This window comes from Prevotella sp. oral taxon 313 (assembly GCF_003043935.1).
Lineage (GTDB): Bacteria > Bacteroidota > Bacteroidia > Bacteroidales > Bacteroidaceae > Prevotella > Prevotella jejuni.
In genome coordinates this window covers 2,336,637-2,359,763 of sequence record NZ_PYXE01000001.1, presented here as the reverse complement: position 1 = coordinate 2,359,763, position 23,127 = coordinate 2,336,637, and the positions used below count along the sequence as shown (strand labels likewise).

14 protein-coding genes are annotated in these 23,127 nt (G+C 41.4%); 10 read left to right on the top strand and 4 right to left on the bottom strand.

The window, feature by feature from the left end:
- Positions 1–283: 283 nt before the first annotated feature.
- The 5 genes from AXF23_RS09235 to AXF23_RS09215 all read left to right on the top strand — a co-directional run bounded on the left by AXF23_RS09235 (position 284) and on the right by AXF23_RS09215 (position 5,284).
- Positions 284–622, top strand: coding sequence for a hypothetical protein (locus AXF23_RS09235; RefSeq protein WP_107625100.1), 339 nt, complete (start codon positions 284–286; stop codon positions 620–622).
- Between the two features lie 325 nt (positions 623–947).
- On the top strand, positions 948–3,104 hold the full coding sequence (locus AXF23_RS09230; protein WP_107625099.1) for a TonB-dependent receptor: 2,157 nt from the start codon (positions 948–950) through the stop codon (positions 3,102–3,104).
- A gap of 196 nt (positions 3,105–3,300) precedes the next feature.
- Positions 3,301–4,038, top strand: a complete 738-nt coding sequence (locus tag AXF23_RS09225; RefSeq protein WP_107625098.1) for a DUF4625 domain-containing protein — start codon at positions 3,301–3,303, stop codon at positions 4,036–4,038.
- A gap of 202 nt (positions 4,039–4,240) precedes the next feature.
- Entirely contained in the window at positions 4,241–4,705 is a 465-nt protein-coding gene (locus AXF23_RS09220; RefSeq protein ID WP_107625097.1) for a DUF4625 domain-containing protein, read from the top strand.
- A 114-nt stretch (positions 4,706–4,819) separates the two neighbouring features.
- Positions 4,820–5,284 carry a copper resistance protein NlpE N-terminal domain-containing protein gene (locus AXF23_RS09215; RefSeq protein ID WP_009011014.1) on the top strand — a complete coding sequence of 155 codons (465 nt, stop codon included), beginning with the start codon at positions 4,820–4,822 and terminating at the stop codon, positions 5,282–5,284.
- 431 nt (positions 5,285–5,715) lie between these two features.
- On the opposite strand, the gene AXF23_RS09210 is transcribed toward AXF23_RS09215, so the two are convergent.
- The gene (locus AXF23_RS09210; protein ID WP_107625096.1) at positions 5,716–6,270 is read right to left on the bottom strand and encodes a DUF3332 domain-containing protein; all 555 of its coding nucleotides are present in this window, start codon (positions 6,268–6,270) and stop codon (positions 5,716–5,718) included.
- 191 nt (positions 6,271–6,461) lie between these two features.
- Positions 6,462–8,132 carry a DUF6377 domain-containing protein gene (locus tag AXF23_RS09205; protein WP_107625095.1) on the bottom strand — a complete coding sequence of 557 codons (1,671 nt, stop codon included), beginning with the start codon at positions 8,130–8,132 and terminating at the stop codon, positions 6,462–6,464.
- A gap of 252 nt (positions 8,133–8,384) precedes the next feature.
- On the opposite strand from AXF23_RS09205, the gene AXF23_RS09200 reads away from it, so the two are divergent.
- The 5 genes from AXF23_RS09200 (at position 8,385) to AXF23_RS09180 (ending at position 19,211) form a co-directional block, all read left to right on the top strand.
- On the top strand, positions 8,385–10,523 hold the full coding sequence (locus AXF23_RS09200; RefSeq protein WP_107625094.1) for a glycoside hydrolase family 97 protein: 2,139 nt from the start codon (positions 8,385–8,387) through the stop codon (positions 10,521–10,523).
- Positions 10,524–10,764: 241 nt separating this feature from the next.
- Positions 10,765–12,321 (top strand): DUF6377 domain-containing protein, encoded by a 1,557-nt coding sequence (locus AXF23_RS09195; protein ID WP_042855983.1) that lies wholly within the window; start codon positions 10,765–10,767, stop codon positions 12,319–12,321.
- A 910-nt stretch (positions 12,322–13,231) separates the two neighbouring features.
- The gene (locus AXF23_RS09190) at positions 13,232–15,526 is read left to right on the top strand and encodes a leucine-rich repeat domain-containing protein (protein WP_107625093.1); all 2,295 of its coding nucleotides are present in this window, start codon (positions 13,232–13,234) and stop codon (positions 15,524–15,526) included.
- Complete coding sequence (locus AXF23_RS09185; protein WP_107625092.1) at positions 15,523–15,741, top strand: hypothetical protein; 219 nt, start codon at positions 15,523–15,525, stop codon at positions 15,739–15,741. The genes AXF23_RS09190 and AXF23_RS09185 overlap by 4 nt, the downstream gene beginning before the upstream one ends.
- A gap of 140 nt (positions 15,742–15,881) precedes the next feature.
- A complete protein-coding gene (locus AXF23_RS09180; RefSeq protein ID WP_107625091.1) occupies positions 15,882–19,211 on the top strand; it encodes a glycoside hydrolase family 66 protein in 3,330 nt (1,109 codons plus the stop codon).
- A 330-nt stretch (positions 19,212–19,541) separates the two neighbouring features.
- Here AXF23_RS09180 and AXF23_RS09175 read toward each other — a convergent pair whose 3' ends face one another.
- Both AXF23_RS09175 and AXF23_RS09170 read right to left on the bottom strand, forming a co-directional pair.
- Complete coding sequence (locus AXF23_RS09175) at positions 19,542–21,560, bottom strand: glycoside hydrolase family 16 protein (RefSeq protein ID WP_107625090.1); 2,019 nt, start codon at positions 21,558–21,560, stop codon at positions 19,542–19,544.
- A gap of 699 nt (positions 21,561–22,259) precedes the next feature.
- The gene (locus AXF23_RS09170) at positions 22,260–22,778 is read right to left on the bottom strand and encodes an LOG family protein (protein WP_107625089.1); all 519 of its coding nucleotides are present in this window, start codon (positions 22,776–22,778) and stop codon (positions 22,260–22,262) included.
- Positions 22,779–23,127 lie beyond the last annotated feature (349 nt).

Here is a 23,127-nt window from a genome sequence, read left to right as displayed (position 1 = left end):
ATTTTTCTTCATGAAAAAAAATATTTATTGTCGTGAAAATAAATCTTTCTCTTCATGAAAAGAATTTGAAAGTAGGGCCATGGAGACTCCTAATAGTCGACCGATAGGGGGCAAAAAAGACTTAGGTAATATCATAAAAAAGCACTGATTAGCGTCATAACAACCCCGAGAAGAAAGTTTAGCAATCGTTTTCTACTGTTAATAATAGCAAAAATAAAAACATATTATTTGCTTTCTCCCAAAATAATAAATATCTTTGTCGAGCGATTATAAAGGTTTTTAAATGGCAAAGCAGAACAGAAATACAAGACAGATGCTCGTTGCATGGCTGCTATTGGTACTCTTTATGTTACCAATGGTAGTTAAGGCTGTGCATGTATGTCAGGTAGAGTCTGAGCTTGCTGTAGGTCATAAGACGGCTGGTCAACACAGTCAGAGCCATGACACAGACACCTGTAAGATTTGTCATTTTGCCTTTTTCAATTACATGAAAGCTACGAGCATTCAGTTGAATGACGTAGTTATCATTTTACTTGACTTCCTTTTCCTTGCTTGCGTAACGAGGTATGTACGCCCAGAAGTGGATGTTATCAGCCTTAGGGCACCTCCTACACGATTCTAAAGAGAGATTGTGTCTGCTTGTCATGGCATATTATCTATATGTCAAAGAGGGTGTTGGATACTGATGTGAGTAGTCCAAACCATTGGTTATTACCGATTCCGAAGCAGAAACAAGCTCTGGCACAGACACTAAAAGGGGATAGTTACGCCTTGTCAGCTTTGGCCGTAATAGGCGAAAGTAGCCTTCGAGGATAATTAGAACCCCGTAGGATAGTCCCTTTTCTGTCGTCAATGTGCCTAAAAAAGTCTTGTTATACACGCCTTTTCGCACGTATAAAACAAGGCTGACATCCCATAATTTTATCAACATTCAACAACATTTGGAAATGAATAAGGCTTTATTAGCTTTTGTTCTTTCTCCTGTGTGCATGACAGCATTGGCAGACAATCACACGTCAAAAGCACCTTCAGCACCGCTTGAAGCAGGCGTTGACAGTAGTATTGTTATGCAAGATCTGACCGTGTTGGGCAACAGACAGAAAGACATTCAGATGAGATCATCAGTCAATACGATAAGTATTGGCAAAGAGTTCCTACAGAATAACTTCTCAGGAAGTTTGATGCAGAGCCTTAGAGGCATCCCTGGCGTGAAGGCAATGAGTATTGGTTCGGGTCAATCAAAGCCAACGATACGTGGTTTGGGATTTAATCGTATGGTTGTAACCGAGGATGGTATCAAGCATGAAGGGCAACAGTGGGGCGACGACCATGGGTTGGAAATAGACCAGTTTACCATCGATCATATTGATGTTGTCAAGGGTCCGGCAGCGTTACTCTATGGTTCAGATGCCATTGGTGGCGTGATAAACCTCTATAGCAACTATATCCCGACGAAGAAATTCCAAGGGGCTGTGTCGCTCTTCGGCCGTAGCAACAATGCATCAGTTGGTCTGTCGGCTCGCTTACAGGGTATCACAGGGGGCTTCTATTGGAAGGCTAACACAACACTTATCGACTATGCCGATTACAGAGTGCCAACGAATAGCATCCAGTACTTCTCTTACGACATCCCATTGAAGGACAAGCTCCTTCGCAATACGGCTGGTCTTGAACGAGATGGGAGTGTGACGTTGGGTTATAAGGGTATTAATTTCCATACCGAGCTCAAGCTGTCGGATGCCTACACAAAGAACGGCTTCTTTGCTAACGCACATGGGTTAGAGGTGAGACTGTCGAGCATCGACTATGATAAGTCACGTCGAGACATCGACTTACCCTACCAGAGTGTGAACCACTTCAAGGTGATGAGTCATACAGTCTACCAAGAAGGGCAGCTTGCTTTAGAGTTAAATTTAGCCTATCAGAACAACCATCGCAAGGAACTAACCGAACCTATCGCACATGGATACATGCCTACGCCACCGAACTCACTGGAGCGTGAGTTCAAGAAAGATACTTACACGGCCAATCTGATGACACGTTATGACTTGAACGAACGCCATAGTCTGTCGGCAGGAGTCAATGGTGAGTATCAACACAACCGTCGTGCGGGCTGGGGTTTTATCATCCCTGACTTTGAGACAACCTCGTTTGGTGCGTATGCCTTCGACCGGTACACAATTAAGAAAGACCTGATTGTAAACGCTGGAGTACGTTACGACCACGTAAGGACGAATATCCATAGTTACACCGACTGGTTTAAGACACCTGTAAGTGCCACCGATACCATTTATAAAGAACGTTCGCAGGACCTGTGTCGTTCTTTCAATAGTCTCACGTGGTCGGCAGGTATCAACTACGCAACGGCAGGTTGGATTCTAAAAGCAAATATAGGAAAGAGCTTCCGAGTACCTATTCCAAAGGAGTTGGGCACAGATGGTGTTAATTATCACATCTTCCGATATGAGAAAGGTAATCCTAATCTGAACCCGGAGGAGTCCTATCAGTTGGATGCTGGTATTCATTGGGGAAACGATAGACTAACGATTCAGTTCGACCCCTATCTCAACTATTTCCCAAACTACATCTATATGAATCCGACACCGAACTATTATGAAGGTTTGCAATGGTATTATTACACGCAGAGTAGGGTTATCCGCTGTGGTTTTGAGCTACAGGCAGACTGGAAGATACTACCTTCATTGAGTGCAGAGTTCAAGGGTGAATATCTATATGCAGAACAGTTGTCAGGCGAAAAGAAGGGTTATACACTCCCGTTCAGTACTCCTTGGTCGGCAGACGCTACCCTTCGTTATGCCTTCTGTCGTAAGAACGTAGGTAATGAAGGCTTTGTCGCAATGAACATGCACGTCACTGGTAGACAAAATAACATAGTTCCACCAGAGAAGCCGACGCCGGGTTACTACACGTTGAACCTCACTGCGGGGAAAGACTTTGCCTTTGGTGAGCGTACGTTACGACTGAGTCTTAACGCAGAGAACCTCCTCAATCGTAAGTATTACGACCACACGAGTTTCTATCGACTCATAGATGTGCCAGAGCCAGGCCGCAACGTGGCACTGATAGCTACCTTTGAGTTCTGATGAACAGTAACTTCAATAACGAAAACAATATAATTGCTTGATCAAATACACTAATCTGAGACTTCGATTGGATAGACATGGAGAGACGGACTAACAACACACTGTCTCCCATGTCATCCTTTCACAACGTAAAAAATGAGATAAACAACATAATAGAAAACCGAAGCGAAAGCTTCAATCAAAAACAGATTAAACAATGAAAAAGAAACTTTTAATGGGCGCTATGGCGCTTTTGAGCGTGTTTGCAATGACACTTACTTCATGTAGTGACGATAACGATTCTCCTGCAAACGGTGGTATCACTTTTAGCGAAATAGAGATCGGACATGACAACAGCAAGGTTGGCACAATTGGCGACGACATCCACTTGGAATGTAAAATACAGTCAAGTTCTAAGATAAAGTCTGTCAGCGTCTCTTTCTACAAGGATGAGAATAATAAGGTGGGTAGGGTTTACAACGGTCTCAAGTATGCTGGAGTGCTCAACACTACTTTCCACGAACATCTCGACCTTCCTGAAACACTTGCTGAGGGTGTCTACACTTGCACAATTAAGGTTACTAACGAACAGGGAGGCGTCAACACCATCGTAGAGAAGGTAAATTTGCAGAAGAAGGTGGTAGACCCTAATGCACCAAAGATTTCTGATTTGAAGGTGAATGCTATGTCTGGAACAGCGAATGGTAAGCTTACTTTCTCTGCAAACATCGTTACCAAGGACCCTATTGACGAAATCGAGATAGAGTTCCATGGTGATAAAGAGCATGAGATAGACGTGGATGGTTACAAAGGAAAGAGTGGTAACATTACTTTCACACAGGAGGTTACTATCCCTGCTGAGTGTAAGCCAGGTACTTATCATATCCATTTCACGGTGAAGGATACTAAGGGTCGCGAGACTACTGAGGAGATTGAGGACTTTATCGTTAAGTAAGTAAGAAACGAAAACGATACATGCTTGATAAATGATGAGGACCTACTTATAAGGGGATGTGCTTCAGCTTGTTTGTTCATAACAAGTAAAGTGAGTGACAAGGGAGTGTTGTCTTCTTGTAAGTAGGTTAAATCTTAAAGATAAGAAAACAAAGTATTGAAACAGAATTAACCCTAACGGATTAAGTAATAAAGCACACATTATGAAAAAGATTCTATTTAGTTTAGCAGCTGTAGCAGCCCTCCTCGGGATGGTGTCTTGCTCAACAGAAAGCGTAGAGGTACCAGTTATTACTGATTTAGGTATAACGGCTAATCCTGTAGACTGCCAGGTGTATAGCCGTGGAGATAGTATTTATTTCCACTATCGAATTACTGGTCATGAGGAGTTAGGTAGTTATAACCTTGAAATCCATAATAACTTCGACCACCATACACACGGAACACAAGGACAGACATGCGCCTTAGACGCAAAGAAAGAGCCTCAGAAGAATGCGTTCTATTATAATCAGGACTTTGTTATCCCACGTGGTAATAAAGACTATGACGCCCGTCAAAGCATCTACATCCCGGCTAATGCGCAACCAGGGGATTATCATTTTGTAATTAGAGCAACGAACTCGCAGGGTGGACAAGGGATACGTGCTATGGCGATAAAAATAAAGTAAAACTTGCACGATAAGAACAAATAAAGGTTAAAACATTCTTGTTTTTAAATCTAAATACAATATCTTTGCAGCTCGAGAGTTAAATTAGAGTTTACATATAAAACTAAAATGATTATGAAAAAGATTATGTTTATGGTAGCTGCATGCGCAGCTATGGTAGCTTGTAACAATGGCAAGACTACAGCAAACAATGGGGGTGCAGACTCATCAGCACAGGACTCAACTGCTGCTGCTGGCGACTCTGCTGTTTACGAAGGCCTGACACCTGCTGCTGATGTTGCTGGTATCAAGTATCGTGTGGCTTTGGCTAAGGATTCATCAAACGGTTTCAGCGTATCTGAGGCTTATATGAAATCTGCTTCTGAGGCTGATACTGTTTATAACTATAACGGTAAGTATCAGGTTATTGAGAAGGATGTTAAGGGCAAGAAGAATACTTACTACCAGTTTGAATTGGGTAAGGGCAACAAGACAAACTTCCTTGTTGTGAACGATTCTACACTCCGTCTTGTTAATGACGAGTTCGAGGAGCCTGCAACAAATACCAAGGATATGAACTACGACTTGAAGTTGAAGTAAGGATCTGTAAGCAAAACATTAATATAAAAGGGCTTGCCAAGGGTGTTATACCTTGTGCAAGCCCTTTTTTAGTAGGGTAGGGATGAATCGTCTTTATCATGTAATGAATACTTCTCTTCGATTGTATGGCTCTTTTCTAATGGTATGTAGCGTTTATTATAAGAATAGATAGGAGTGTGTTTAGGCTTACGCACCATTGGTGTTAACGCTCCGCACCATTGGTGCGGAGCGTTAACACCAATGGTGACGATGAGAATATTGATGCTTTCTCGTCGTATATTTCCATAGAAAACACTAATGATTGGTCAAGTGAGCGATGCTTATCAAGACTGCATAAAACGCTTTATATGACGGCTGAAACTCCTTATAGAAACAAAAATAGGGACACGTCTGTGCCCCTATTTGATATTGCAATGTAGCAAGAATGACTTTTATCTTCTTGCCATAAAGTAGCTTGTACCTGCTTGCAGCTGACGTACTTCATATAAACCAGCGGCATCCAACGTTACATCAGCAGTCAAACCATTATTGAGGAAAGCCTTTACAGAACCGTCACCGTTAAAGTGGATAACCTTCTGTTCTTTGCCTTCTGCATTCATGTACCAAGTGTTCTCCTGCTTGTTGTAGGTGAAGTAGAATACACTACCGTCTGGTTTTGTTATCTGATAACCGTTCTCAAGATACTTAACAGCGTATATCAAGCCATCGTCACCCTTGATGTTACGTGTCTTTCCAACCTGGTTAGCAACGGGATTGTCGCCTGTCCAGAACTCAATAGAGTTTAGAACGACAGCATCAGCAACTCCACAGAAGGCGTAGGCAGGTGTGAGAACGATGAAGATAATCTCATTGACGAACTTAGACTTGGTTGCTCGCTTATTCCAATGAGCAAGTTTATTGAACAAAGCAAACGACCCTACGCATGAACTCATGAGTGTTGCACCAATCAAGAGGGCAACCATTGACTTAAAACCTTTTGTTTTCATACTTTCTATATAGTCTTTTTGGTGAATATATACCTACTTATCACTGATCGACTTAATTATGAATACAAAAGTAGCACACTTATTTCTATTAAGTGATTAATTTATTTTATGCTATTGAAAGTTTGTGGTTTTTAACTTGATTCGTTAATTTTATTGACATAGCAAAGGCTGTTCTTAACTCCTGTTTTCAGTTAGTTGGTATTCGATTTACCAATGACACGACACAACGTCATTACCTCTTCTTCAAAAGTCTCTTTGTTTACAGCTTTCCCTTTAAGTACTGAACGGTAGTTATAGATGGTCTGTGGAGAATAGAAAAGGAGGTCGGCTATCTCAGAGCTCTCCTTTACGCCCAATCTGATTAAGGCCATAATGCGTTGCTCGGTGGTAAGTCCATCATTGCTTTTGTTCTGAATTTTGCCATCAGGTAAGAGTAAGTTATTAAGTTCTTCAGTAAAGTCTGGATAGAGATCAAGGAACGCTTTGTCGAAACGAGACAGGAATGTAGCAGCGTCTTCCTCTGAGAGTCGCTCAGAGGAGAGCTGACTAAGCAATTCAGTAGTTTGGTTGGCTTTTATCTTCCTCTTGACCAATGTCTGTTGTTTCTTTAGTCTTGCAATATATTTAGCACAAAGGTCAATATACAACTTCGCCAATCTTTCGCGCTTTCGATTGGTGTCTACAAGCAAAGCGTTAAGGTCGTGTAGTTGTGTATTCAGCTGTTTTTGCTGTGTGTTGAGATTGAATAGTTGATTATTATTTAGTTGTAACTTTTGCTGTTGAAGACTAAGTCGTTTGGTCTGTTTTACGATATATACGACCGCAAAAAGCAGGAAGAGAAGTAACAGTGAGATAACAATAATGGCTGTCATCTGCACTTTATTCCGCTGGTTAAGCGTCTGTTGATAACTGCTAACAATGGCAGGAAACTTACTTGAAATCTCTATTATACGAAGTCTGTTATTATAGAAACGGGCATCCTCAAGGGCAGTCTGTATGTATTGTTGCGCTCGGTCGAGTTCGTCCTTATTATGTTCAAAGATATACATGGCAAGGTTTTGCAGTGCAAAGTTCTCCATTGTGCAGTTCTCCATATCCCCAATACTCGACAATAAGAGGTATTCCTCCTGTTTCTCAGTATCCCCTTCACTACCGTAGTTACCCGAGAGTGCAAAGCAAGCCATCGCATAGTAACGTGAAGACGACGGTAGTTGCTTTATTGCTTTAAGGTAATGAGCACGTGCCTTCATGTGATTGTTTAGGACAAAAACAGCGTATTCACCGCAGTAATACTCATAACTTTTATCGGTTTCATCGCAGTAAGGCATAGCCTTCTTAAGGTAGTTCTTAGCTCTTTCTCGGTATGTTGGAGTATATGTCTTATCGTTACAGAAGTCTGCCCAATAGGTGTATATACGGAAGAGAGAGAAATAGTATTCAAAGCGTTGAGGCCTATCAAGAAGCGTAGTATCTACTTGTTCAATCTCGTGAACAGCCTCACTATAAAGGCCACCAATAGACAGTAACTCAGCCTTTCGTATAACATTAGTATTATAGTAGTAGCTGTTCTTTATTTGTCGAGACAGTTGAATACCCTTATCAAGATAGGTCATTGCAGAGTCAAACTGGAAGACATAGTACTCTTCATAGAGTTGTTCGTAGGTTTGAAGATGGTTAATAGCATTACCATTAGCCGTGAGATATTTCTTTAACCGTTTGATGTCTTTGTACTTAGCATTGATAAGTGAATTCCTTTGGGCCAATAGCTTGTCTAATTTCTGGCCTAGTTGTTCAGTGTTACTACCTGCAAATGTTGTCGTAGGGAGTAACAGCAAAAGTACATATAATAATAGTTTTCTCATGACTAAAACGCTATTCAATGCAAAGATAATACTTTCAGTGGAATTAAAAGCTATCTACTTAGATAAATTATAGCAACTTATTAAATAATTGATAATAAGTTCTTTATCTTGTATTTATCGTTTCTTAAATCTACTTAAACACTACTATTGCATTTTCTTTTAGGCTTTTTTGCTAACTTTGCATCTATCAGTAAGCTAAAAACTTACAATCCTTAATCAAAGAAATAATAACCAACATACTTAAACAAAACAATGAAGAAAACCAATATTGCCCTTATTGGGCTTTTAATGGGGTGGGCAAGCATTGCGAATGCGCAGACAGTTAAGTCTCCAAATGGTAATGTTGCTGTGACGTTCTCACTAACGGGAAATGGCGTGCCAACCTATGAGATGACTTATAAGGGTAAGGCTGTTGTTAAGCCTTCACACTTAGGTTTAGAATTGGCAAAGGACAAGCATGCCAGTAAAGGAATGGATGAAACCAGCTTAATGGACGGTTTTGAGAAGACAGGAACCAAGACCACTACCTTTGATGAGACTTGGAAACCTGTTTGGGGAGAAACTGCTACTATTCGCAACCATTATAATGAGTTGGAAGTAGACCTCAATCAGCCAAGCAGCAAACGTAATATTGTTATCCGTTTCCGTGTCTATGACGATGGAATGGGCCTTCGTTACGAGTTCCCACAACAGCCAGAACTGAACTACTTCGTTATCAAAGAGGAACATACACAGTTCGCTATGGCAGGCGACCATACGGCATGGTGGCTTCCTGGAGACTATGACACGCAGGAGCAGGAGACGCAGGAATCAAAGCTGTCCGAAATCCGCAAGCGTTTCCATGACGCTGTTAACTGGAGCAACTCATCTGTTGCAGTCTTCTCAGAAACAGGTGTTCAGACCTCTTTACAGATGAAGTCTGCTGACGGACTCTACATTAACATTCATGAAGCAGCATGTGCTAACTATGCTACAATGCATCTGAATTTAGACGACAAAACCATGACCTTTGAGTCATGGCTTACTCCTGACGCTACAGGACGAAAGGGTTTCATGCAGACTCCATGCGAGACTCCATGGCGTACGGTGATGGTCAGCGATGATGCACGTGATATGCTTGCAAATAATCTCATCCTTAATCTCAACGAACCTTGTAAGATTGAAGACACGTCATGGATACATCCTACAAAGTACTGTGGCGTTTGGTGGGAGATGATAGCTGGTGGTAAGTCTTGGGCTTATACTGATGAATTTAGTTCAGTGAAGCTTGGTCAGACTGATTATGCCCATGCTAAGCCTAACGGACATCACCCTGCTAACACCGAGAACGTGAAGAAGTACATCGATTTTGCTGCTGCTAACGGCTTAGACCAAGTATTGGTTGAGGGTTGGAATATCGGTTGGGAAGACTGGTTCGGCCACTGGAAGGACTATGTGTTCGACTTTGTTACTCCTTATCCGGACTTTGATATCAAGGCCTTGAATGAGTATGCTCACTCTAAGGGCGTAAAGTTGATGATGCATCACGAGACCTCTTCAAGTACTCAGAACTATGAGCGTCACATGGAGGAAGCCTTCAATTTGATGAATAAGTATGGCTACGATGCTGTGAAGACTGGCTATGTAGGCGATATTATCCCACGTGGCGACCATCACTATTCACAGTCAATGAACAACCACTACCTACATGTTATTAAGGAAGCAGCTAAGCATCATATTATGGTGAATGGGCATGAAGCAACACGTCCAACTGGCCTCTGCCGTACATGGCCAAACCTTGTCGGTAACGAGTCAGCACGTGGAACAGAATACGAAGCATTTGGAGGAAGTGATCCTAACCATACTGTCATTCTTCCATTCACCCGTCTTCAAGGTGGACCAATGGACTATACCCCTGGTATTCTTGAGACTCAACTCTCTACATGGTGCAATAATAAGAGCTATGTTCACACAACCCTCGTAGGTCAGCTTGCGCTTTATCTAACAATGTATAGTCCACTTCAGATGGCTGCCGACCTCCCTGAGAACTATCAGAAGTATAATGATGCCTTCCAGTTCATTAAGGATGTAGCCGTTGACTGGGATGACAGCCGTTATCTTGAGGCCGAGCCTGCGCGCTACGTTACCGTTGCTCGTAAGGCGAAAGGTACTAACAACTGGTTTGTAGGAGGTAAGACTGGTATCGCACCCCACCTTAGTATCCTCAAACTCGACTTCCTTGATAAGGGCAGAAAGTACGAGGCTACCATCTATGCTGACGCTAAGGACGCTGATTACGAGAAGAATCCAAAGGCCTACACTATTACCAAGCGCACTGTTAAGAAGGGTGATGTACTCAAGCTTCAAGAGGTGCGTGGAGGTGGTTTCGCCATCAGCTTGAAAGCACTTTAGGATGAATTTAATTATCGGTAACTACCGATACAGATGAAACAATAAATGATAAAGCCACAGAGAAACGTAAGTATCCATGTCATCAGAGTGTTATCTACTCCGATAGATGCCTAACGTCTCTCTGTGGCTTATTATGCCTCTTATACTAAGCACCAACTTACTTGCACTATTACATACTAAAAGTCTTTATAAAGACGTTATTATATACAATGACATTATATCCCAAATGATAATGAAACGAATGAGAATAATCGTAAGCATCTGTATCATGTTATGTACGTCTTTACTGACGAAGGCACAGAACCAAATACTCACTCTTGACGATCTCGACCATGAGATAGCCATGTCCCCCCGCTATGATAAGAAGTTTGAAGACTATATCCGTAGCGTGAAGAAGCAACTTCATGATGCACGAACCAATCAGGCTCGTTACGAACTCTCTGATAAGCTATTCAATCTTTATACCTCTTATTCAGTCGACTCTGCCATTGTCTATGCGCTTAATAAGCAGAAAATCGCTAAACAGATGGGGGATAAACATAAAATCAACGACGCCAAACTTAACCTTGCCTACCTCTTTATCCGAGGTGGTCAGCTCTTGGAAGCTAACGACATCGTTAACTCTATTCCTCGAAAAGAAATCGGTAATGAGTTGTCATTCTATTACTTTTCCACCCGCAAAACCCTCTATCGTACGCTTGCTGACGCTTCGTTGACCTCATGGCAGAAGCGACAATATAAGAGAATGGAGAAGCTTTGCAACGACTCAGTCGTTGACAACAACGCTTCGCCCGATATTTGGTCGCGTGCTGAGCAACTTGTCAATCGCCAACAGTATGAGCAAGCTAAGAAAATCCTCCTCGATGCCTATCGCCAACACGCTCTGGGCGATCGCCAGACGGCTTTTATTGCCATATCGCTTGCCGATATCTACGGTAAAGAAAAGAATCTTGAGGCTGAGAAACAGTACCTTATCGCTGCGTCTATCTCTGATATTCGCAACTCGGTAAAGGAGTATCTTGCGCTCCAGCAGTTGGCTGTCATCCTCTTTGAAGAGGGCGATACCAAACGTGCATACGCCTATATGGATAAGGCTATGAACGATGCTGTCTTCTGTAACGCACGCCAACGTACGATAGCAATGTCAGACATCTGGCCTGTTATTGTTAAGTCGCATGAACGTGAGGCAAAGAGCCGCACACTCCGTCTTACTGTCTCTCTTGTGTTGATTAGTCTGTTATCTATCTTCCTTCTCATGATGATTATCTATATTCGTCGCCGTATTATAGAGCTTCGTGCCATCCGTGCTCGACTCTCAAACACTAATGAGATGTTGAAGGAATCAAATCATATTAAAGACGAATATATCACACGCTTCCTTACTCAGTGTTCTGATTATATCGACAAATTAGACAGTTATCGCAAACAGATCTACCGCCTTGTCACTGGAAACAAGCGTACTGAACTGCTCAACACATTAAAGTCACAAGAGGTGATCGACCGTGAGTTGGATTCTTTCTACGCCAGTTTCGATGAGACCTTCCTTGGTCTTTTCCCTAACTTCGTGTCCGACTTCAACGCGTTACTCAAGCCAGAGGAACAGATAGTCCCTAAACAGCCTGGTCATCTGTCTACTGATCTTCGCATCTTTGCGCTTATCCGACTTGGAGTAAACGAGAACGAGCTAATCTGTTCTTTTCTTCGTTGTTCAAAGGCAACGGTTTATGCTTATCGTTCACGTGTCCGTCTGAAGTCAATCAACCCCGATACCTTCGATGAAATGGTGCTAAAACTATAGTTGAAGAAGCTTCTCTCTTTTATTTATTAGATAAAAGATGAGCCTCGTGCGGCAGTCCAATGTCTTGTACATTGGACTGTCGCACGTTTCTTTTTGTCCCTTTTGTCGAGTTGCAAAGGGATAATTTATTCCTTTAATCCTACCGTTATTCCCGTACATGACAAGTTTCAATAGTTTGGGCAAAAGGCACTAATACATTGAGTAAACATGGTAAGAACGGTAGATTAATGGCATTGTAATTTATGTTGTCTGGCATTCAGTTCTCTCTACTTTATAAGCAAAACGATTTCTGAACACCCCTAATCTCTATTTCTTTTCATGAACAAAATAATTTCTTTTCATGAAGAAAAATATTTTTTTACGTGAGTGGAAATATTTTTTTTCATGAAAATAATTCGGAGAAGAGTCTTTTCTTTTTCGGTTGTAAGGGTTAATACTACACTAAGAAATTTTTGTTTTGAGTCTTAACTGGTATCTTTTTGTTATAAAAATACTGATTTCATCGGTAAAAACAAGTCTTATTAAAAAGTGTGATGATTAGTAGATAGAAGTTTAATGTCTGCTTGACAATTTCTTAATAAAGTGTTATTATCGTTATACAATGTTTGTATTATAGGTTGTGATAGAACTTTATAACTGACTGTCATAATGCTCAATACGCTTTTTAATAACTTGTATTTGTTGTTCCAAAGGTTTTATTAATTGTTTATTTTCTTACCTTTGTGCCAGTCTTTCTGTTTGGTGTTTGAAACTAAAAATAACTTTTATTTCGTATAGAGAATGGAAGACGACATTATATATAAAGATGTAGACGAGACGACATCAGAGAGGATAGCCACTTGTTTCAAGGTCTTCAGTCGTGTAGTTTACTATCAACAATACGGACCAAATTAATTATTAAATAAAAAAAATGAAACGAAAATTACTACTATTATTGTTTGCATTCATCTCGTTAGGATGCTTTGCCGACTCTCAACCAACAGATGCTCAGCGAAGAGACAACCTGTTTGTGTACAATGGTATGCTGTTTAGTATCCAGAAATTCGTGAGTGTTTCCTCACAGGAAAACGCTGTTGAGTTCTGTGGTTGGACAACTTTGACTGATTTGAGCACTGATGCAAAGAAGGATGCAGCTTTGGCTGATGCGCAGTATAACGCCATTCGTAAGGTAGGAGCAGTCACTATTCCTGAAACAGTTACAGCCGGTGTTACTTACAATGGAGTACTTCAAGGTACTGCTACTTATAAGGTTACCATGCTTCGTGCTAACCTTTTCCGTGCAGCAGATACTAATGTAACAAGCCAGATTACTAAGATTACAATCCCAAAGACAGTTGAGCACATTGAATCACGTTGTTTTGATCAATGTGAGAACATGACTGAGTTTGTAATTGAAGGTGCTACTGATGGTACTTCTCAGTTAAAGGAGATTGATTCACATGCATTCTTAAACTGTAAGAAGTTGACGTCTATCACGCTTCCTAATTCAGTAACTTACTTAGGCGATGATGCTGCTAATTCTATAGAAGGTGGTGGTGTGTTTGAAGGTTGTGAGTCATTTACCTCTTTTAAATTCCCAAGCAGTTACGCTTCAAGCAATGTGTCAAGTTTCACCTTCAAGAACTGTAAGAACTTAGCAACTATTGATTGGAATGGTTATAACCCAAAGCGTTTAAACAGCTGCGCATTCTGGAATTGCGATAAAATCACATGGTCTCAAATTCCTCAATCTGTAGAGGAGTTAGGCGATAACTGCTTCTATGACTGTGCTGCTTTGACGTCTGTTGACCTCTCAAGAATCAAGAAGATGGACACAGGTGTGTTCTGGGGGACACCTTTAACATCTGTTGAATGGCCTGCAGCTGTAACAGAAATTCCTGCAAATACATTCTGGGCTTGTGGCCAACTAACAACTATCAAGGGTATTCCTGGACAGCCAGGTGCATGGGATAACATCACTAAGATTGGTGCAAATGCATTCAATATGTGTACTGCTTTGACTACTATTAAGTTGCCAGCAGAGCTTAAGACAATTGATGCGCAGGCTTTCCGAAGCTGTGATCATTTAGCTACAGTAGACTATGGTACTAAGGTTGAAACTATCGGTGACGGTGCTTTCTGGTCTACTGGTGCATTGAAGAAGTTCTTCTTCAAGGGTTCTGTTAAGACACTCGGTGCTGATGCTTTCCGAGAGAGTGGACTTACTTGTGTTCACCTCAAGGGGGATATGACTATCGGTAAAGAGGCTTTCATGAACTGTACAAGCTTGAAGTACGTAGAGTTCCCTGCTACATCTTCAGCTACTCAGCCATTGACATACGTGGCAGAAAGCATGTTTGCAGGTTGTACAAGTCTGCCTTTCATCACTCTCCCATCTACTGTAACAGAGATAAAGGCTAACGCTTTCAATGGTTGTTCACACTTGAATTACGTTAATATCTTGGCTGAAACGCCTGCAACATTGGCTACTAACGCATTCGATAACACACCAAAGAATGTCTATGTAAAGGCAAGTAAGTTGTCTGCTTATCAGTCAAATGCTGATTGGAATACACTCAACTTGAAGGATACTTACGAGCAGACATTGCACACAAAGTATGCTACTTTCACCCACGACTTCCCTGTAGACTTCGTTGCTGCTAATGGTCGTGATGCTATGGAAGCTTACGTAGGTAAGAGCACATACAAGGTTACGCAGCCTACAAAGGTTCAGAAGATATTGAAGATGACAAAGTCTACTTCAATCGCAGCCAACGAAGGTGTTATCCTTGCTGGTACACCTGGTACTACTTACACCTACCGTATCGCAGAGTCAGCTGTTGCTAAGCTCGCTGATAACAAGGTAATGCCAGTTCGCGAAGATACTCTTCTTTATCAGACAGAGACAGACGGTAAGAGTAACTGGACACTACAGTCTGATTATAAGTTGCACTTAACTCAGGACGCAAAGACCATCTACTGTGGTAGAGCTTATGTTCATGAAACCAACGAGACAGGTGTTCAAGGCGCAAAGCCAGTAGTCTTCGGTTTAAGTCTTGACGATGAAGATGGTAATACGTCTAATGATACAACGGGTATCGGCAGCGTTGAGAACAAGAAGGCAGATGAGGAGAATGTTTATTATACGCTTTCTGGTGTAAAGGTAATCAACCCTACGGAGAAAGGTGTATATATTAAGAACGGTAAAAAAGTTATTATACGATGAAACATAACTATATAGCTCCTACAACAGAGCAAATCACAGTGAAGATAGAGCAGCATTTATTGGACTTATCTTTTGATGATACACCTGCTGATCCAGGGTCTGCATTGTCAAAGAAGAACACATTTGATTCTGATGAGGATGAGACTGATGATGCGTTGAGAGTTACCTCTAATGGTGATATCAGTATTGGTAAGCACTCTCTTTGGGATGAATAATTATTAATATCGTTTATAATGAAGGCATTGCTAAGGCTTGGCTTGAAAGAAGTCAGACTGTGGTGATGCCTTTCTACTTTACCATCAAGCATGAAAGGAGCCGTATAGGCCTATTTAGAAAACCAATAAGAATTAAAACCATGAGATTAAAACGATTGCTTATTCTGTGTGTCGCATTGTCGGCATCTGTGTTCTCTTTTGCAGACGACTTCGTGTATGACAATCTTAAATACACTACAAGCTCGGACAAATCAGTGACTTTAGTAGATGGAAAGAGTGCGAGTGGAGAGGTCATTATCCCTTCTGTAGTTCGCAATAACAAAAAGGTTTATTCCGTTACAGCCATTGCGCATAATGCTTTTGAGCGTAACAATGCTATTACAGCTGTGACAATACCAAGTTCGGTAAGCACTATTGGCTACAGTGCCTTTAATAGTTGTAAAGGTTTACAACGTGTGATGGATGCCTCACGTGTCGTCGAGATGCAAGGCTTTGAGTACACTGATTGTACGAGTCTGACTTCTGTAACTTTATCGGGGACATTACAAAAGATTGGTTATCGGTCTTTTGCAGGTACTGCCTTGACACGTCTTGTATTACCTGAAAGCGTGAAGGAGATTGGTGGAGAGGCTTTTCAAGATTGTCACCAACTAACAAACGTAGAGTTTAACAAAGGTATTCAGTATATAAAGGACCATGCTTTTAAGAATAGTGGATTGGCTTCCTTAGAACTTCCTGAGAGCATAAAGGAAATTGGCGAATGGTCTTTTGAGGGTTGTAAGAGCCTGAAGACGGTGCAAATTCCTCTGTCTGTAACAACATTAGGGACGGGGGCTTTCTATACGTGTTCAGCCCTTGAGTCGGTTGTTCTACCATCCTCTCTTACGAACATCGGTGACAGAACCTTCAATGGATGCTGTCATTTGTCTGCTGTATATTACTTAGGTAGTAGTTGTCCAAGCCTTGGTCAGAACACTTTTGTCGATGTTTCCAATGATTTTGGGTTCTATGTAAAACCATCAGCATTGCCTGTCTTGCAAGGAATAGCCTATGTCTCTGACAAGGTAAAGGATAGTTTCCCTTATCAGCAGAACAGTAAGTATGCTACCTTCTCACGTCCTTTCGATGTTGATTTCAGTGCAGCTACGGGGCTAAAAGCATATATTGCAAAGGGAAATAGTGGGCAGAGTTCGGTAGCTTTGACGGCTGTTACGACAGCAAGTGCTGGTACGGGACTTGTCCTTGAGGCTACACCTAATATCATCTATCAGCTTCGATTGGCTGATAGTGCCCCTCAGTATGCTGATAACGCACTACGTGTTTCAACAGGGACTACCGTTGAGGCGATTGCTTCAAAGGTGAGAGAGGATATGACCTCACACTATGCTCCTGTAGAACTGACGACTGACAAGGTGCGTTATGAGCCTGAAACAATAGTTACGTTTACATCGAAGTATCTTCTCCCAGACAATGCAAAGGTGCGTTATCTACATGGTAATACTGTCATAAAGACCGATGAAATCGGTGGAAAACAGCGTTGGGAATGGAAAGTGCCAGCACAGAATTTCACAGGATATATGGCTGAGCTTTATGTAGATAATGGTACATCAGAGCAGACACTTGCGACAATAGGAATAGATGTGTCTACCGAATGGGGTCGTTTCCCACGTTATGGTTTCGTCTCTCACTATGGTTCTGATAAGACGCCAGAGCAGGTTAAGAAGGAAGTAGATATGCTTAATCGCTATCACATGACGGGTATTCAGTTCTATGACTGGCAGTGGAAGCATCATATACCATTCCCTCAAGACTCTACAAAGTGGAAAGATATTGGTTTGCGTAATGTCTATAAGTCGTCAATCGAGAACTATATTAATCAGTTGCATGGTGTAGGAAGTAAGTGTATGTTCTATGACTTGGTGTATGGTGTGACTGGTAGAATGATCGATGGAAAGCCTGAAACTGTTGATAACTTTGATGGTCATGACGGTATTAGTAGTGATTGGGGTTGGATAGACTTGCATGAAAAGAAAGGAGGCGGCTATGACCTTCGTCAGGTGCAGTACCCTCTTGGCGCTTGGCCCAGCATTTATGTGATGAATCCGGGTAATCCGCAATGGGTTAACTATCTTTCTGGTTCTATCAATAAGGTCTATCAGAACCTTCGCTTTGATGGGTATCATATCGACCAGTTAGGCCATCAGCGTGAAGCCTACTATGTCAACTTGAAGAGTAAGAAAGTGAACGGAAAGAAGGTTTATACTGACGGTGACCGCCGTGACACACATGACTTTGAAGACTACTTTGCCAATTTCATCAATCGTATGAAGGATGATAATCATAATAAGTATCTTGTGATGAATGCGGTCTCAACCTTCGGTGGCGCAAAGATTGTTGGTACTGGTAACGTTGAATTCGGCTATAATGAGATGTGGGATGACGACGATTATCTGTGGAACTACCGTAAGATAATACAGGACAACCGTCGTAATAATGGTAAGAATACTTTTAATACAGTCTTTGCAGCTTATCTACACTGTCGCAATGGAAATGGTGGTCAGTTCCATACAAGCAGTGCGTTGTTTGGTAATGCTACTATCTTCGCACTTGGAGGTTCACGTATAGAGTTGAGTGGTGACCACATGTTGTTCACAGAATACTTCCCTGATAATGCCCGAAAAATGTCGGAAAAACTGCAGAAGTCTATCGTTCACTATTATGACTTCCTTGTTGCTTATGAGAACTACTTACGAGATGGGAACGTTGAAACCTCTGTTAATATGACAATGGACGGCGTTAACGTGGCTGCATGGGACCTGTCTAATCCTAATCCAGGTGTTGCTGAAGCTGCTAATCAGACGATAGGACCAAAGCCGTACAGTGTGAATACGTACAGTACAACAAAGGGTGACGTGACGATGATACAGTTACTTAATTACAGTAACGTGTCAAGAGACAACTTTAATATACGTGATTTGAAGGAGACGATGCCTGAGCCTAATGTCTTGAAGAACAAGAAAATTGTTCTTGACGATGCTACTTCGGTGTCACGTATATGGGTAGCAAGTCCTGACTACTTAGGTGGTGCACCACAAGAGGTTGTCTTCTCTCAACGTGAGGGTAAGGTCTCCTTCACATTACCATCGCTTGCGTATTGGACAATGGTAGTTGTTGAGCATGGAAATAAGGCTGATAGTAGTGAGACAGAGGTAAAGAACTATGTTCTTCAAGGTGAGTCTTTCGTTGAGGCAAAGGATGAGGCTGTCCCAGTGGGTGAGGCTTACTTGTCTTTTCCTGCTACTGTTGCAAAGACTTTACAAGCATCGTTGCCATTAGTCCCTGTTACTGATGGGATTACTAATGTAACTGATAACGTACGTACAGGTTACTATACTGTGTCTGGTATCAAGGTAGATAAGCCCGTGAAAGGGGTTTATATCCATAACGGAAAGAAGATAATGGGTAAGTAGAAGAGTCTTGGTGAAGAGCTTTCAAATGGGTGCTTTACTAACTAAAAATGCCGTTCTGTTTTCGTATCGATGTCCTACACGATTGGTCTTTAGGCTTGATAGTATGTGTACAAGGCGTTCGCACGATATAAAACAAAGGTAAGAATCCTTGGTAAGCTACCTGAATACGAAAAAGAGGATTGTTTCAATCGTGTCGATTGAGGCAATCCTCTTCTGTTAGATGGATATGTCAGTAACTTTTGTTACCAAGTATGACTACTGAAACTTTTGCATATCTTTGTGGCAGTAAAGCGTCTACTTTTGTAAAGCCCTTGGCTACTTGTGAATATTCTATTTGATTAGAACCTTCTTACCATCAATGATATAGATACCAGGACTCAGTTTGCTATTGTCGTTAGCATCCCTTACTTTGAAGCCATTGATAGTGTAGACAGCACCTTTGGGTCGTTGATTTATCGCTATCTTATCCACAGATGTGTTGATATTACTCGCACTTTTCCCAACGACATTGACGCTACGTAAGTAGTAGCCCTGTCCTGTTATGGCTAAACCATACTGCTTTAACTCTTTGATAGTACTTGGTTCAAGTTCAACGATATAAGTCTTCTCGTCCTTTCCCTCTGTCAGGTTTACAATATTTCCATATTGTTCTGAGAACGAGAGCTTAGGTCTGTTGGGTTGACCTTCAACCTTTGTATTCTGTCGTAAGTAAACTTTTGCGTTCGGTTTAACGTCTCTCACCACAATTTCAAGCTTTTGCCCTTCTCCTATACCTGCAAATTGTTCGGCAGGAATGAGCGTCTCGCCCCACTGAATCTCCTTAAAACCATTCCATAACGTGGCGTCCTTAGAAGAACGACAAACGGTGTACAAGCGGATATTCTCACCTTTTAAGATACACCCTTCACCCTTTAGTTGCTTGCTAAGTGCCTCTGATACAACGAAAGTCATCTGTGCATCGTTCTTTGAGAGTTCAGGTTTTAGCGTAGTGATAGGTTCACCTTTTCTATTATAGAGGTCGAGACTCGCTTTCTGTGTAGGGTCACAAACCTCAAGGTCCATCACCAATTGGTCGCCTGTATTAAGTTTTTTGAACTTGTCCTTAGCAATGTCTACACTGATCTTCTGGTTCTCTCTATGTACCGGAACAGTACCAATCCAAAGCAGTTCATTAGCTCGCTTGAACACACGAAGCCAATCGATTTCTGTCACAAACGCCTTTGGTACCTTGTTAATATCACCTCCGTACTGAGGATTGAGTTCGGGGTAGAGCGTACCAGAAAAGCCTTTGTAAGGATACATGTTAGGTGTTATCGTAGTCCCAGCCTTATAGGCCTTTCCTCCAACTTGGCCTGTTATAGCAACGTCCCAGACACGGTCTTCCCCATACTTAGATAGGTTCTGCGCTAAAAGGGCATTGTACTGGTAGGGATAGCGAGGGTCTTTTCTCTTGTATCTATCGTCCTTTGTACGGAATACCGAGCGTACCCTGCCATCTAAGAGGAAGGTCACAGCTAAGTTCAGAGGGTCGCCTGGCTCAGGATCTATTTGTGCTCCATATACATGGAAGTCCTTACCTGGGTCGAAATCAATCTCTCTTACACGGTCTCCATAGTCGTTGTGGTTATAAGTAGACTTAGGCATCCCATTGTTCCAACCAGCATTATAGTCCATGCCATGCGTTGTCTGATGCAGATAGAAGCCTTTCTCCTTCATTGCATCTTTTCGGTCTTCATTGACAAAGAACTCTTGTAAGTCTATTTCAAAGGTACTTGCACCATTACAATGACGAAGCCATAGCGCCATCCATGTGCCGAAGACGTATGGAATCTTAGCTTTTATCTCTATGCGAGAGTACAGAGGGTAATAGGTACCTTTGTCTAATCCGACCCCTGACTTTAGGTCTGCTCCGTTGGCATTACGGCTGGAGAGTGCTCCTGACCACCAACCATATTTCCCAAACTCATGCTTGGGTTTGAAGGGAGGTTGTGTCTTTACGCTATAATCGGTACCTGCTGGGTCGTGCTTATAGTCGCGACGTCGTCCAGTAGTGATAGGCTCTCGTGAGGCTGTGATATAGACAACACCATCTCTCACCTTAACCATTTGGTCACGATAATACTGTACGCTTGCTTGGTCGTAAGTGTTACCATAATCATCGAACTTATAGTTATATTTCGAGTCTCCGTATATTCCCCATCGAGTCTCATCTATCTTATTACCATTAAACTCGTCTCCTCCGTAGTAATTCCAGCCTGCCAATGGTGGAATGGCATGCTGTGTCACTTGTGCAGAAAGCTTGGAAAGACTTAAGTACAGTCCGCAAAGTATTAATCCTGTTGTTTTCATGTTGTCTGAATTAGGAGTAGTTGTATCCTACTCAATGTTGAGAAAATAGTTTAGAGGTGGTCCTGTCGGATAGATACATCGGAACTTACGAATAAAAGTAAGGTGTCATGACATTTGTATCTATGGTAGACTAACCTCGTGTGCAAATTTACATCATTTTTTTTATAGGGACTTCTTATATAGTGTTTGAGCTGTGTAAAATATTTATAAGGTATTGTAAACCTACTCATTTTATGTTGAATAATATGAAATCAATACGTCTTTTGTTTATTTATGTTTCGTCTAATGGCTTGAAAGACACTGTTGTCTTTACGTAAGCAGCTTGTAGATTAGAAAGAGAATAACGAAGATTAGGGAGGGTAACTCTTGTTATCTTAAGCGGTAAAAACGATATATAATAAGGTGTTAGATATGCTTTTCCTCCTAAGAATATAAGATGCTTATATACGATAGACGATTTTTATAGATTAGGTTTACTACTAATCCTGCCCTTCACGATGACTGATTAACGGATTGATAATATGCTGTTTATGTAGAGGATATGTACTAACTGCAGCTACGATGATAAGTAGGCTTGTAATAAAGATAAAGTTCTTCCTCTAATTAGAGCATTGCTTATCAGGTTAAAACAAGGAAGAACCTTATTTATTTGTCGTCTTTATGTTTTGAAGCGGTGTCGAACTATTGCTTAGAAAATAATCATTTCTTTAGGTCGTCAATAGTCTTTACCTCAATGTAGTCGCTGAGAGAGCCTCGTAACATGTCTTTCTTTAGAAGGTCATCGAGTAGGGCTATAAGACTGTCCCAGAACCCCTCCACATTAATTAAGGTAACCTTCTTATGATGATAACCAATAGAAGCAGAGGCTGCAACGGTAAAAATCTCGTCAATAGTCCCTATTCCTCCAGGCAGTGCATAGAACTCATCTGAGCGTTCCATGATGAGTGCTTTGCGATCGGTGAGGTCTTCACAAGGAATCTCAACATCTACGTAATCGCTTACCCTACGTCCTTCTTCCAAGATACGAGGGATAACACCGATAGTGCGACCGCCAGCTTTGTGTACAGCCTTTCCTATACACTCCATCAGTCCACTATTGGCACCTCCGTAAACGAGGGTATGTCCGTTCTCTCCAATCCATCGTCCCAACTCTTCCGCAGCACGGAAGTAGTTGGAATCAATGTTATTGTTTGCGGAACAAAATACTGCTATATTCATCTTATTCCTATTTTTATTTGTGTACAAAGATACAAAAAATAATTGAATACAGTATATCTTATAGTTCTTCGGTGCCTTTTCTCATTATTACGAGAGGATCTTCTGTGATGTGCGAAGTACTTTTGAGTAGGTGTATGCAGCTTAGATACATTTGGTATGAAAGCTTCATATAATTGAAAGGAAAATGAGGTGAGGTTAAAGAAAATAGTAAGGGAAGAATTAAATAAGTATTGGTTGTTGAAGAATAGGTTTTATTTGGCAATCATTACTGTTACGTTCTCCTTATATATAAATCCTTAGTAATCGATAAGTTAGCTTAAATATACGAAGTGGCAACAACTATATTTAA